The organism is Austwickia sp. TVS 96-490-7B (genome assembly GCF_019331795.1).
GTDB lineage: Bacteria > Actinomycetota > Actinomycetes > Actinomycetales > Dermatophilaceae > Austwickia.
This window is the reverse complement of record NZ_JAHPZL010000003.1, coordinates 685,973-698,345: the sequence shown is the minus strand read 5'-3', so window position 1 is coordinate 698,345 and position 12,373 is coordinate 685,973. Positions and strand designations below refer to the sequence as shown.

The following is a 12,373-nucleotide window of genomic DNA, read 5'->3' as shown; positions in this document are numbered from 1 at the left end:
GAAGGCTTCTTCGGTGTCGTCGGATGACGGGGATCCCGGGAGAGCCCACCGTCGGCCGGGATGGTCAGATGCCCCTAGCCTAGGCGTCCGCGCGCCGAGACACGCCGTGTTCCCCGCAGCAGCCTCCAGCCAGGCGACCAACGGCGCCCGCCAGCGACCATCAGAACACCAGGTCAGCAGCGCGGCATAGCCTCAGTCGCCACCGCATTGACCGAGGCGAACCGTTCCCCGATAGAGACATCAACCGTGTCATCGGTGCGGTTATCCTGCACCTTCACGGCTCCGGGGAAACGCAACAACACCACCTCGGCCTTTGCCGCACCTGACTCGCCGAACCGGATCTCGGCGACCCCATCTACCTTCCGTCCCGACGGGTCATTCGACATCTTCCCGATCTTGAAACCTTGATCACCCAAGGTCTTCCCTGTCGTTGACGCCAACCCCACCCGTTGAGTGCTGTTGTAGACGTTCACCGTGATCTCCGAGACCGGGGGGCCCGTCACTGCAGGCGTGCAGGTAGCGGAGGGTTTATCCGCAGGTGCCGTTGACGCCTTTGCTGACGGTTTCGCAGCCACCGGCACCGTCGAGTCGCTCCCGAACCATCCCTGGATGAAGGAGAACGCCAGAACGAAAGTGACCAACAGCACCGAACCCATCGCAGAAAGGGTCGCGATGGCACGGCGGCGTTCGCTCTCCACCTCGGCATAGCCGTCGTCGTGATCCTCTGTCACCGTTTCTCCTTCATTACTGCGCCCATCCTGCCCGAGGACAGGGCACTCGCGCGATGAGGCCGCAATCGTGTCCTGTGGAAAACCACGACAGAAGATCGCCCCGATGCGTCATCACCACTGGTGAAGCGGCACATATGCCGCTGCGCGAACCCACTCACGAAAAAAGCACCCGTCCACCGCGATCAGGCACCACCACACGACGACATCGGTGGACACAGAACCCAGGCGCACTGCACCCACCCGGGCCGCATCCATCTGGCCGGGCCCGATCATCGATCAGGCGCGGCCCGGCGTCGTACGCTCACGAGCGTGAGCGATTCTCCCACGACGTCGGGAGTGAACCTCGACGAGATCCGCGCCGGATACGCCTGGATCCACCCGGTCGCGCATCTCAACGCTGCCCAGCAACGCCGATGAGTCACCCGTGAGGCACCCTCCCCCCCAACCGCCCCCGACGCACGACGTCCTCGCCGTCACCGTCGGCATCGGCGGTGTCCGAGCCCGCCGTACCGGACTCACCGACGCCGCCGACACCATCGTCGACGTCCCCGACGCACCCACCACGCCCGTCGGCCCCCACGAAGCCCGCGACCTCGTCGCCGCCGTCACCGCCCTGACCGCCCGCAGCAGCCGTCCGCCGCAATCCGTCGTCTGGGCCGTCCCCCGCGCCTGGTGCGGACCCACCGCAACCCACCTCACGCACACCATGCGCACCACCTACCCCGCCGCGCGGATCGCAGTGACCGCCGACCTCACCGCCACCCACATCGGCGCGCTCGGTGGTGTCCACCCCGGCATCACCCTCGACGTCGCCGCCACCGCCACCGTCCTAGCCACCGACCTCGACCAGATCTGGGTCACCCTCGACGGCTGGGGCACCCCCCTCGGCGGACGCGGCTCCGGCGCGTGGATCGGGACCCAAGGACTCGCCGCCGCACTACGCGAACGCGACGGCGTGCCGCACGGCTCAGCGAGTCTGCTAGAACTCGGCCGGACCACCTTCGGACCCGAACACCAATGGCCCGCGCTCGCAGCTGGCAAGGACGCTGACAGCGCCCTCACTGCTTTTGCGCCGAGAGTCTGTCAGGCAGCTCACCACGACCCCATCGCCCGAGCCATCGTCGAACAGGCCGGCGAACACCTCACCGATCTCCTCGCCGCGGGAGCACAACTCGTCCCAGACAGCCCTCTCGTGGCAGTCGGCGGTCTGCTCTACCTGGACGAACTGCGCGTCGCACTGGCTTCCGCGCTGGGCCGCCGACATCTGTTCTTGGTCCCCGGGCTGGGCGGCACTCTTGAAGGCGCTCGGCTCCTAGGGGAGCACCTGCTCAGCAGCACCAGCACGTCCAGCCTGAGTCACCATCCGCCGTACCTGTGGATCGACGAGCCCGGCGAAATCGGCTCCTGACCGGGACAAGCGCACCCTCAGTCGTTACGGCGTCGCTCAGTGTGCACCAGTCGTCGTTGCAACGGATGTGACGCGCTCAACGCGAGGACCGCGATCCCTAACCCACCTACCAGGACTGCACCGATCAAGGCGCCAGCGTCACCTGGTGCTAACCCGAGATTGCGGGCCTGTCGCGCCAACGGCATCGCTGCCTGCACCCCGGCCAGCCCGCCCAGGACCGTGCTGAGCAGCAACGGCCCGAACGTCTCGCACCACATCACCCGCATCGCGAAACCCGCCGGAAAACCCATCTTGTACGACGCCCGCGACTGCTCGGCCCGCCCGATCGTCGCTGACGCTTGAGTGATCAGCAATGACGTCGACGTCAACAGAAAACCGAAAGCTACCGTGATCACCCCGCCCTGGACGAAATCAGGAGCGGCACCATCCATGAATGCCCGCACAGTTGGGGTGGCTGACGCGGACTTATACCCGAAGGGCACCGTCGCAAGGAACCCACCCACAAACGCCAACACCATGATGGTGGACACCCGCGTCCAGGTAGCGACCGGGTCGGCGATGACCCGCCGGGCGGCCACCATCACCGTCGGCCACGGCGCGAGCGCCACCACCCGAGCCACCAGCTGCAAGATCCACGGACCGAGCAGATTGACCCCGGCGATCATCAACGCCAAGACCGCTGCCACCATGAAAAGACCTGTGCCACCTCGCAACGCTGTCGTGCTCTGCGCCACGATCATCGACACCAGCACGAGGATCACGAATGCCCCCAGTCGCCACGCCCGTGCCGCGGGCTTGTTGGCTCGGTGTGACACGCCCAACGGGGAGATCCGCACCTGGCGCAGCCCCCACGCTGATGACGCGAGCGACACTCCCACCAGGACAAGTGCGACAGTCAACGTCAGCCACCACGGCATCCACATCTCGCCGTCCCGGATTGCCACGGCCTGGAACGTCATCCTCTCCCAGGATGACGCCGTGGCCCCGTACACCACCAGACCCACGAAGGTACCCGCCACCGACTGCACCGCCGCATCCACCAGCGCCATCTTGGTCACATCTACAGAAGACAAACCGATCAGCCGGAGCGCTGCCGATCGATGCTCCCGCCCACGCGCCCCTAACTGAGCCCCAGACACCGCCAGGGATATCACCGCTGGCAGCACCAAAGCGCATGCCAGCGAAGCCAAGCCCACATAGAAATTCAGGATCGTTTCAAACCCGGTCTCGTTGACTAGCGCGGCATGCAACCCCGTCGGATGCGCAGATCGCTGCCAGAACATCCACGTCCCTGCGACAGTGGTGAAAGTGATCGTTGCCGAGACGGCAGCAGCTAGCACTGATGCCCCATAGAGCAGCGACTCCCCTGAACGCGTCGAAAACCGCGCCTTGGCCAGTAGGTATGTTGCCCGTCCCAGATTGTTTGCGGCGGCACTCACCGCGCCACCTCCGCATCCCACCGGCGGTCAGCGTGGATCAGGCCGTCCCGGATCTCGACCAGCCGAGAACACCATCGGGCCACGTCAATGTCATGGGTCACCACGACCAGCGATGTCTGCGCCATCCGGGCTGTCGTCGTCAACAGCTGCATCATCTCGTGACCAGTCGCCTGGTCGAGGGCACCGGTGGGTTCATCGGCGAAAACGATCTGTGGCTGCCCAGCCAAAGCGCGCGCCACCGCGATCCGTTGACTCTGACCACCAGACATGTCCCCAGGGCGCCGTCCCCGCAACTCGCCCACCCCCAGACGTGTCAGATGCTCGTCAGCGGTCCGTAACGCTGCGCCTCGAGCCATACCCTGCAACATCAACGGCAAGGCGACATTCTCCCGAGCTGGGAGCTCAGGGATGAGCTGCCCGTCTTGGAAGACCACACCGAGCTGACGCAGTCGTAGATGGGAGCGTTGTCGGTCCGTCAACCGGGTGAGATCCTGACCGGCAAAAACCACCCGTCCATGGTCGGGGACAACAATGCCCGCCAAACAATGCAACAACGTCGACTTGCCCGAACCCGACGGGCCCATGATGGCCACCGACTCACCTGCCTCGATATGCAGGCTCACTCCGGCCAACGCAGCCACTGAGCCGTAATGCAGCGTGATGTCCTCGGTGGACAGTAAAGAACTCATGACAGCCATTCGACCCGAATTCTCCCGCCGCGGCGATGGTGCCGACACCCGGGTCTGAGGTAGTGCTAGCGCTACCCCCAGATCCGTAGCGACCTGACTGGGCACCACTAGGCTGACATCGTGCGGGGTGGTGGAGTGTGGGGCCGACGCGGCGCAGGCCGGTCACGTGAGGATCAGGCCCGGTCCTCGTTGGCTGACCTGACGGCATCCCGTCGGACCATCGTTGAGGCCTACGAGGTGGAACGTCGACGTATCGAACGCGACCTCCATGACAGCGTCCAGCAATATCTTGTTGCCGCCACCATGAAACTTGGTGAGGCTCAACTGTCTTCGACTCTCACTGGTGATCCTGACCTCGCTACGTTGATCTCAGAGGCCAGGTCCGCGGTCCAACACGGCTTGGACTCGCTGCGCATCACCGTGCGGGGGATCCATCCGCAGTCCCTCACCGAGCTGGGCTTGGCTGCTGCCCTCCACGACGTCGCCAGGAGTTCTCCGATACCGGTACGGATGATCTGCCCCCATCCGCTCCCGGAAGTCCCAGAAGGGGTTCTGGCTACCGCTTATTTCTTTGCGACCGAGGCGCTCACCAATATCGCCAAACACGCCCCAGAAGCGTCAGCGAGCGTGCTGCTGACCGCTGACACCCACCTGCGGGTCTCGGTGGTGGATGATGGTCCCGGCGGTGCCCAGATCATTGCCGGACACGGACTAGCCGGAATGCGGGAAAGGCTCGCCGCTTTCGGAGGATCATTGGAGGTGACCAGCCCCGTCGGGGGACCCACCCAGATCGCCGCGCAGGCACCGCTACTGCTCCAGTACGGCGAGACCGGAATCGTCGGGAGTGCCTGCTGATGAGCGAAGACACCCCCACTGTGATCATCGCGGATGATGCCGCGTTGCTTCGTGAAGGACTGGCCGGTCTGCTCTCTCGCCAAGGCTGGCAGGTGATCACCACGGTGTCCCGCGCCGATACCCTGACCCAGGCTGTCACCGAACTCGCCGCAGACGGGCGCCTCCCGGACCTGTGCATCATCGACGTACGAATGCCCCCGACCATGACTAACGATGGCCTCCTGGCCGCGCTGGACATCCGCCGCCATCACCCCGACATTGCGCTGATGGTGCTCAGCCAGTACGTCGCTCCCACCCATGCGCAGCAACTCCTCGACCTGCCCGCTCGGGCGGGCACCGGCTATCTCCTCAAAGACCGCGTCGCTGATGTCACCGATTTTCTCGCCTCGCTTCGCCTGATGATCGGCGGTGGCGTCGTCATCGACCCCGACGTCGCCCGCGCCATGATGAGCTCCCGTCGAGCAGGTCTCGGGGACCTGACGAGGCGGGAACTCCATGTCCTTGAACTCATGGCCAGAGGCCTATCCAACGGTCAGATTGCGGCGGAATTGGTGGTGTCCGGAGCGGCTGTGGCTAAACATGTCGCCGGTATTTTCGCCAAGTTGGGGCTGGACGCAGGTGAAGACAACCGCCGGGTGCGGGCTGTCCTGACCTTCCTGGCGCAACGACCATTTGCGGCTGACTTCCCAGGTCACTGACCGTGCTGAAGTCTTGACGTGCGACGCGCTGACGAGTGTCGGGGCTGCCCTGCTCAGGTCAGAGCATTCGGCCGTGCACATCCCAACCGCGGGTGCGGGTTTGGCGCAAGGCATCCAGGCGGCGGAACCCCACAGCGTGATCGGCGAACAGATTGACGATCCGCAGCCACCAACTCACCTCGTGGCGTTGCACCGACTCAAAGTAGGCATCCATGTCGATGTACCGAGAGACATGCTTGCCCGCATATAACGCGATCATGGCCTCGGCGCCGTCCGGGACGTAATAGGAAGCCACCCGGTCAGCGGTGTATTCCTGTGCGCGGGTGATGCTTTGGTTGACATAGAGCAGCGAGGCGACCGGTATCAGCAGCAGACGCCACAGGCTGACATGGCGGCACCGGATGTGTCCGAGCTCGTGGGCCATGACGAAGCGGAGCGCGTGGTAATCCCCATACATCGTGGCCAGGTCGAGAAGGTCACTGTTGATGACGATGTAGGCCTTGGATAGTGCGCACTTAGAGGCGAAGGCGTTGATGGTGCCATTGCCGTTGACGACGTACAGCTGCGGGATCGCGTTGAGCCCTGCCGCATCACCGAAGCCCATCTCCTGGGCGAGTTCGGAGTAGACCTGGTAGACCTCGGGTAGTTGTCGGGGAGTGATCTCGACGCCGTTGGCGATGGTCTTCCAGTAATTCCAGCGGATGAGGGCCGCCCAGGCCAAGAAGGGCGCGGACAGTCCCGCCAGAGCGCCCATGAGCCATTCGGGGATCGCCTGATCGGTGAGGAGGAAAGCGATCAGCAACGGAATCACGGTGGCGGTCAGGATGCCACCGGTGATGAGCATCGGCACTTCAGCACGATGCCGGAATGCTTCGATGCTCGGTCGCTGGCAGGCGGAGTGGTGAGGGTGGGGGACAGGAGGCTGATATGGGGGGTCAGCGGTGATGGCGTCGTGGATCGATCCCGTCATGTGCGTCCCTTTGGTCCTGTCGCGGCAATGGGCCTCGGCCCGACAGGGCGGTCGGGCGGTCAGCACCCTTCTGGGCCAGAGACGCGTGATGGGCCCCGAAACAGCAGTTTCGGGGCCCATCACGCGTCTCTGGCGGAGGATGCGGGATTTGAACCCGCGAGGGGTTTCATCCCCAACACGATTTCCAATCGTGCGCACTAGGCCACTATGCGAATCCTCCGCGACGAAGAATACCGGAGGGTGACCCACTCGCCCAATTCAGCAGGCTGTTAGCGGATTCTCAGGTGGATCGCAGCGGTGGGAGGCTGGTCTGCGAAGGTGTGCCGGGCCTGGTGGGTTGACCCCGTTCGATCCGTGGCCCGCTCTGGTCTAGAGTGTGGGAAGGCCCCCCGCGTGGTGGTACCTCACTGAACTCCCCCAGGGCAGGAATGCAGCAAGGGTAAGTGAGCTCTTCCAGGTACGCGGGGGGTCCTTTCATGCCTCGGGGGCCCCTCCGAGTGCCGGTCGGCACCGTCGGGACCCCCCAAGGTCGTCCCTAGAGTCAGACGATCAGGCCGAGCAAGAGCACGACTACCAAACCGGAGACCGACACGATCGTCTCCATCACTGACCAGGTCTTCAGGTTCTGGGAGACGTCCAGGCCGAAGTATTCCTTGACCAGCCAGAAGCCTGCGTCGTTGACGTGGCTGAAGAACACGGATCCAGCACCGATCGCCAGCACCAGCAGTGCCGCTCCGGTCCCGCCAGCAGAGGCCGCCACCGGGGCCATCACGCCTGCTGCGGTGATCGTCGCCACCGTCGCAGAACCGGTCGCCAGTCGGATGACTACCGCCACCAGCCAGGCGAGCAACAGCGGGGACACGCTGGACCCGGTGATCCATCCGGCGAGCATCGTGCCGATCCCGGTGTCCACCAGGACCTGCTTGAAGCCACCGCCGGATCCCACGATGAGCAGGATCCCCGCGATGGGGCCGAGCGAGCCACCGAAGGTCGCAGCCAGCGACTCACGGTTCATCCCGGCGCCTCGACCCAAAGTGACCGCACCCACCAGCACCGTGATCAACAGCGCGGTCAGTGGGGCGCCCACGAAGTCCAACAACTGACGTACCGGGTTGTCCTTGGTGGCGAAGATGTCAGCCAGAGCTTTGCCCATCATCAGGACCACCGGCAATAGCACGGTGCACAGGGTGGTGGCGAAGCCAGGACGCCGACCGGTGCCGGTGCCTGCTGTCCCTTGCTGTTCGTCGGCGCTGACAAAGAGGTCAGGGGCGCCCACGGGCACCCAGCGCGCCGCTAGCGATCCGAAGAGCGGGCCGGACAGGGCGATCACCGGGATGGTCACCAGGATGCCCAAGCCCAGGGTCACTCCCAGGTCGGCTTTCAAGGCGTCCACGGCAGCCAACGGACCGGGGTGTGGGGGGACGAAACCGTGCATCGCTGACAGACCGGCCAGTGCCGGGATGCCGACCTTCATCAACGGCAGACCGGAGCGGCGGGTCACCAACAGGATCACCGGCATCAGCAGAACAAGACCGATCTCGAAGAACATCGGCAGACCGATCAAGGCGCCCACCAAGCCCATCGCCCAAGGCAGGGCGGCGGGGGAGGCTTTGCCGATGATGGTGTCGACAAGGTCGTCAGCGCCGCCGGAGTCAGCCAGAAGCTTGCCGATCATCGCGCCCAGGGCGATCAGTAGACCCACACTGGCGACGGTGGATCCCACACCTTTGGTGAAACTATCCGTGGTGGCCTGCAGCGGCATTCCCGCAGCCAGACCCACGACCAAGGAGCCCAAGATCAATGACAGGAATGGGTGAAGTTTGACATACGTAATGAGGACGACCAGGGTCGCGATTCCCCCGAGTGCCGCCAGGACGAGTTGACCCGAAGACGCCGTGGGGACGGGATTGGCGGCCGCGAGGCCGAGGGTGAGGATATTCATCGTGTCTCCCGAGAAGTCGAGCTCAGAGCTGCGCTGACCTGCTCGACCAGCTGCGGCACCGGCAGCGTGAAGTCTAGGGTCAGACCGTGTTCGGCGGGGGTTAGTGGCTCCAAGATGTCGTATTGCGAAGCCACAAGTGATGACGGCATGAAATGGTCGCTGCGTTCGGCGACTCGTTCAGTCACCACGTCTATCGGGCCAGCCAGATGAACGAAGAAGACATCGGGGGCGATCGTGCGAAGCCGGTCACGATAGGTCGATTTCAATGCTGAGCAGGAGACGACCGCGCCTGATTCTCGGTGGTCAGCCAACCACTGGCCAATGGCGTCCAGCCATGGCAGCCGGTCGGCGTCGGTGAGGGGGGTCCCAGCAGACATCTTGTCGACATTGGCCTGGGGGTGGAACGTATCGGCGTCTGCGGTGTGGATGGCGAGCGCCGGGGCGAGTGCCTCGGCCAGGGTGCTCTTGCCTGATCCGCACACGCCCATGACGACGACGAGAGGGGCTGCGTTGCCCATGCATCCTCCTGGGGTCGGCGTTGACCGGTGAGTGGGGGTGGCCGGTATGACGCCGTACGGCGTTGCGCGGCCCGCAGCCGAGCATGCGCCATAAATATGATCTTTGCAATGAAATGATGCGCAAAGAAATGATCTGTGCGGGCAGGTAGCTGCGGAACTCCCGATGGCGCAGCCGACTATGCTCAGGCACATGCCTTCTCGGGTCGGCAGACCATCTCGTGCGACTGCTCCCGGTGTCGACCCGTCGGATACCCCGCGGGATGAACGCTGGGAAGCAGCGCTGGCGGTGACCCCGCGTGACCCCTCGGGTCCGCTGCACGAATGGTTGTTGGACCAACTCGGTACTGCGGTGACTGACGGCACGATGGCACCTGATCAGATCTTGCGAATTGAGGAGTTGGAGGAACAGTACGGCGTTTCACGCACTGTCGTCCGGGAAGCGGTCAAAGTCCTCGAATCGATGTCGATGGTGGCCAGCCGTCGCCGTATCGGGATTCGAGTGCTCCCCGTCGAATCATGGAATGTCTACGACCCCAGACTTATTCGTTGGCGACTAGATGGTCCGGGGCGGATGGATCAGCTCACGTCGATCAGCCAACTCCGCCGAGGCATCGAACCCCTCGCCGCCCGGCTCGCCGCGCAACAAGCTGACGTCGACCACGCCCAAGCACTCACCGCCGCCGCCACCGGAATGGCCGTCGCCGCGCGCATCCCCGACCTCATCGACTACCTCGGCCACGACATTGCGTTCCACACCACCCTGCTGCGCGCCAGCGGCAACGAAATGATCGCCGCGCTCGCCCCGGTCGTCCGCGAAGTCCTCGTCGGCCGCACCCACCACCACCTCATGCCGTCCGTCCCGGAGCCCCAAGCAGTCCGATGGCACGGTCAGGTCGCCGCAGCCATTGCCGGCGGGCGCGTCGACGAAGCCGAAAACACCATGCGGGCCATCGTCGACGAATCACAGACCGCGATGGCCGCCATCGCCACCGCCGACCACTGACCCACCCGTCACCCATCCGGACATGGCATCCTGCCAGCGTGTCCACCGTGCTCGTCGTCGACGACGACCCCACCGTCCGCGAGGTCGTCGTCAGCTACCTCCACGCCGCTGGCCTGCGCACCTATGAAGCCGATGACGGTCTGCGAGCGCTGACCCTCGCCGCGGCGCACCGACCAGACCTGGTCGTCCTCGACCTCACCTTGCCCGGCCTCGATGGGCTGGAAGTGTTCCGACGTATCCGCACTGACATCGGCGCCATCCCCGTCGTCATGCTCACTGCCCGCGGCGAAGAACCCGACCGTATCCTCGGCTTCGAAGTCGGCGCCGACGATTACGTCGCCAAACCCTTCAGCCCCCGAGAGCTGGTACTGCGAGTCCAATCAGTGCTACGACGAGCCACCCCGGCCCCCACCGTACCCTCCACGAACGACCCCGCACCGTCCCCGAACGCCGACACCAACGCACCCTCATCGACCCTGCACGACGGTGATCTCGTCGTCGACATCACCGCCCGCCGCGCCCGACTCGGTCGCCGTACTCTGTCGTTGACCACCCGCGAATTCGACCTGCTCGTCCACCTTCTCTCCCACCCCGGAGTCGCATTCTCCCGAGAAGACCTGATGCGAGAGGTCTGGGGATGGGAACACGGCGACCAGTCCACCGTCACCGTCCACGTACGCCGCCTCCGGGAAAAAATCGAACCAGGACCCCGCCCCACCCGCATCGTCACCGTCTGGGGCGTCGGCTACCGCTGGGACGGCACCACCGACCACCCCGCGCCTCCCGGAGCCACCCCGTGAACCCCGACCTTTACCCCGTCACCACCGCGATGAGCGCCACCCTGCTCGTCGGACTGGTCGGCGCCGCACTGACCATCGCCCTGTCCCGACGCTCCGTGACCGTCGCGACCGTCGCCGCCCCCCTCGTCGCAGTGCTCTCCGTCGCCGCCGGAGTGCTGATGGGCACCCGCACCATGCTCTTCGACGGCGCCCGCCTCAAAGTGCTCGTCTCCATGATCGGCGCGACCATCCCGGTCGCCCTCCTGGTCGGAGTGTTACTCGCCGCCCGAGTCCACGCCGTCGACCGCGAACGCGCCCGCCAAGAATCCCGACGACGCGAAGCCGCCGAAGCCGAACGCGTCCGCCGAGACGTCGTCGCCTCCGTCTCCCACGACCTGCGCACCCCCCTCGCCGGAATCCGAGCCATGGCCGAAGCCCTCGAAGACGGCGTCGCCACCGACCCCCAGGACTACCTCCGGCGAATCCTGCGGGAAACCGAACGCACCTCCGCCATGGTCGACGACCTCCTCGCCCTGACCAGCCTGCACGCCGGCACCACCCCCACCGAACGATCCCCCCTCGACGTCGCCGACCTCGTCTCCGACTCCCTCGCCAGCGTCGGACCCGCCGCCGCAGCCACCGGAATCGACCTCAACGGGTACGCCGAAGACGGCCTGTGGGTCCACGGAGACATCCGACAACTCTCCCGAGCCTGCCTCAACCTCACCGTCAACGCCGTCCAACACACCCCACCCGGAGGTCGCGTCACCGTCACCGCACGACACCTCGGCGACCACATCGAACTCGCCGTCGAAGACGGATGCGGCGGGATCCCCGGTGACGACCTCACCCAAGTGTTCTCCCCAGGATGGCGCGGATCGAGCGCCCGCACCCCCGAACGCGGCCCATTCCGATCCTCCGGAGCCGGCCTCGGGCTCGCCATCGTCCAAGCCATCGTCGACGGCCACCACGGCCACGTCACCGTCACCAACATCCCTAGCGGTTGCCGGTTCGCGCTGCGCTTGCCCGCCCTACCCGACCAACCCAGCCCTCACCCCTGACCGCACCCTCAGGACACCGACGCCTCTCACCGGCAGGTAAACACCACCTGATGCCACCCCGTCGACCCATTCGGAGCCACCGCCGCCCGCGCCTCAGTCTGCACCGCACCCCCCCGATCAATCACCCGCACCTGCACCCGATGCTCCCCAACACCTACCTCCACCGGCAACCGCCACTGCCGCCAATAATCCACCCCCACCTCAGCACTCAACTCAGCCTCCTGCCACCCCCCGCCATCGACCCGCACCTGCACCGCCCGCACCCCCACATGAGTGGCCC

12 protein-coding genes, 1 tRNA gene, 1 other RNA gene and 1 pseudogene are annotated in these 12,373 nt (G+C 65.4%); 7 read left to right on the top strand and 8 right to left on the bottom strand.

The annotated features are described in order from the left end of the window. Positions 1 to 173 precede the first annotated feature (173 nt). Positions 174 to 731 (bottom strand): LytR C-terminal domain-containing protein, encoded by a 558-nt coding sequence (locus KEM60_RS05775; RefSeq protein ID WP_219106512.1) that lies wholly within the window; start codon positions 729 to 731, stop codon positions 174 to 176. Between the two features lie 424 nt (positions 732 to 1,155). Here KEM60_RS05775 and KEM60_RS05770 point away from each other — a divergent pair, with 424 nt between their 5' ends. Next, a complete protein-coding gene (locus KEM60_RS05770; protein WP_219106511.1) occupies positions 1,156 to 2,139 on the top strand; it encodes a BadF/BadG/BcrA/BcrD ATPase family protein in 984 nt (327 codons plus the stop codon). 17 nt (positions 2,140 to 2,156) lie between these two features. Here KEM60_RS05770 and KEM60_RS05765 read toward each other — a convergent pair whose 3' ends face one another. Beyond that, positions 2,157 to 3,578: an FtsX-like permease family protein gene (locus KEM60_RS05765; RefSeq protein ID WP_219106510.1), complete on the bottom strand. Its 1,422-nt coding sequence runs from the start codon at positions 3,576 to 3,578 to the stop codon at positions 2,157 to 2,159. Next, positions 3,575 to 4,267, bottom strand: coding sequence for an ABC transporter ATP-binding protein (locus tag KEM60_RS05760; RefSeq protein WP_219106509.1), 693 nt, complete (start codon positions 4,265 to 4,267; stop codon positions 3,575 to 3,577). The genes KEM60_RS05765 and KEM60_RS05760 overlap by 4 nt, the downstream gene beginning before the upstream one ends. 120 nt (positions 4,268 to 4,387) lie before the next feature. Here KEM60_RS05760 and KEM60_RS05755 point away from each other — a divergent pair, with 120 nt between their 5' ends. Further along, positions 4,388 to 5,122 carry a sensor histidine kinase gene (locus KEM60_RS05755; RefSeq protein WP_255574295.1) on the top strand — a complete coding sequence of 245 codons (735 nt, stop codon included), beginning with the start codon at positions 4,388 to 4,390 and terminating at the stop codon, positions 5,120 to 5,122. Then, a complete protein-coding gene (locus KEM60_RS05750) occupies positions 5,122 to 5,820 on the top strand; it encodes a response regulator transcription factor (RefSeq protein WP_219106508.1) in 699 nt (232 codons plus the stop codon). Before KEM60_RS05755 ends, KEM60_RS05750 begins: the two co-directional genes overlap by 1 nt. A 58-nt stretch (positions 5,821 to 5,878) precedes the next feature. Here KEM60_RS05750 and KEM60_RS05745 read toward each other — a convergent pair whose 3' ends face one another. Both KEM60_RS05745 and KEM60_RS05740 read right to left on the bottom strand, forming a co-directional pair. Continuing rightward, a complete protein-coding gene (locus KEM60_RS05745) occupies positions 5,879 to 6,790 on the bottom strand; it encodes a M48 family metallopeptidase (protein WP_219106507.1) in 912 nt (303 codons plus the stop codon). A 130-nt stretch (positions 6,791 to 6,920) separates the two neighbouring features. Then, positions 6,921 to 7,010 (bottom strand) — tRNA-Ser (locus tag KEM60_RS05740). Between the two features lie 160 nt (positions 7,011 to 7,170). Between KEM60_RS05740 and ffs the strand changes: the two genes are divergently transcribed. After that, positions 7,171 to 7,267, top strand: an RNA gene (gene ffs, locus KEM60_RS05735) — signal recognition particle sRNA small type. A gap of 64 nt (positions 7,268 to 7,331) precedes the next feature. Here the strand turns inward: ffs and KEM60_RS05730 are convergent. Beyond that, positions 7,332 to 8,732, bottom strand: a complete 1,401-nt coding sequence (locus KEM60_RS05730) for a GntP family permease (RefSeq protein ID WP_219106506.1) — start codon at positions 8,730 to 8,732, stop codon at positions 7,332 to 7,334. Next, positions 8,729 to 9,250, bottom strand: coding sequence for a gluconokinase (locus KEM60_RS05725; protein ID WP_219106505.1), 522 nt, complete (start codon positions 9,248 to 9,250; stop codon positions 8,729 to 8,731). The genes KEM60_RS05730 and KEM60_RS05725 overlap by 4 nt, the downstream gene beginning before the upstream one ends. Before the next feature lie 190 nt (positions 9,251 to 9,440). On the opposite strand from KEM60_RS05725, the gene KEM60_RS05720 reads away from it, so the two are divergent. From KEM60_RS05720 to KEM60_RS05710, 3 genes are read left to right on the top strand one after another with little or no spacing between them, the layout of a single operon-like run. Continuing rightward, the gene (locus KEM60_RS05720; protein ID WP_219106504.1) at positions 9,441 to 10,253 is read left to right on the top strand and encodes a FadR/GntR family transcriptional regulator; all 813 of its coding nucleotides are present in this window, start codon (positions 9,441 to 9,443) and stop codon (positions 10,251 to 10,253) included. Between the two features lie 38 nt (positions 10,254 to 10,291). Then, complete coding sequence (locus KEM60_RS05715; protein ID WP_219106610.1) at positions 10,292 to 11,053, top strand: response regulator transcription factor; 762 nt, start codon at positions 10,292 to 10,294, stop codon at positions 11,051 to 11,053. Then, entirely contained in the window at positions 11,050 to 12,093 is a 1,044-nt protein-coding gene (locus tag KEM60_RS05710) for a cell wall metabolism sensor histidine kinase WalK (protein WP_219106503.1), read from the top strand. Before KEM60_RS05715 ends, KEM60_RS05710 begins: the two co-directional genes overlap by 4 nt. 26 nt (positions 12,094 to 12,119) lie before the next feature. Here KEM60_RS05710 and KEM60_RS05705 read toward each other — a convergent pair. Then, positions 12,120 to 12,373: pseudogene (locus KEM60_RS05705) on the bottom strand (oxidoreductase); the annotation flags it as partial.

Coding starts and splice junctions, on each gene's coding strand:
- KEM60_RS05730 (WP_219106506.1), bottom strand. CDS start 8,732: ATGAATATCCTCACCCTCGGCCTCGCGGCCGCCAATCCCGTCCCCACG.
- KEM60_RS05745 (WP_219106507.1), bottom strand. CDS start 6,790: ATGACGGGATCGATCCACGACGCCATCACCGCTGACCCCCCATATCAG.
- KEM60_RS05720 (WP_219106504.1), top strand. CDS start 9,441: ATGCCTTCTCGGGTCGGCAGACCATCTCGTGCGACTGCTCCCGGTGTC.
- KEM60_RS05750 (WP_219106508.1), top strand. CDS start 5,122: ATGAGCGAAGACACCCCCACTGTGATCATCGCGGATGATGCCGCGTTG.
- KEM60_RS05760 (WP_219106509.1), bottom strand. CDS start 4,267: ATGAGTTCTTTACTGTCCACCGAGGACATCACGCTGCATTACGGCTCA.
- KEM60_RS05725 (WP_219106505.1), bottom strand. CDS start 9,250: ATGGGCAACGCAGCCCCTCTCGTCGTCGTCATGGGCGTGTGCGGATCA.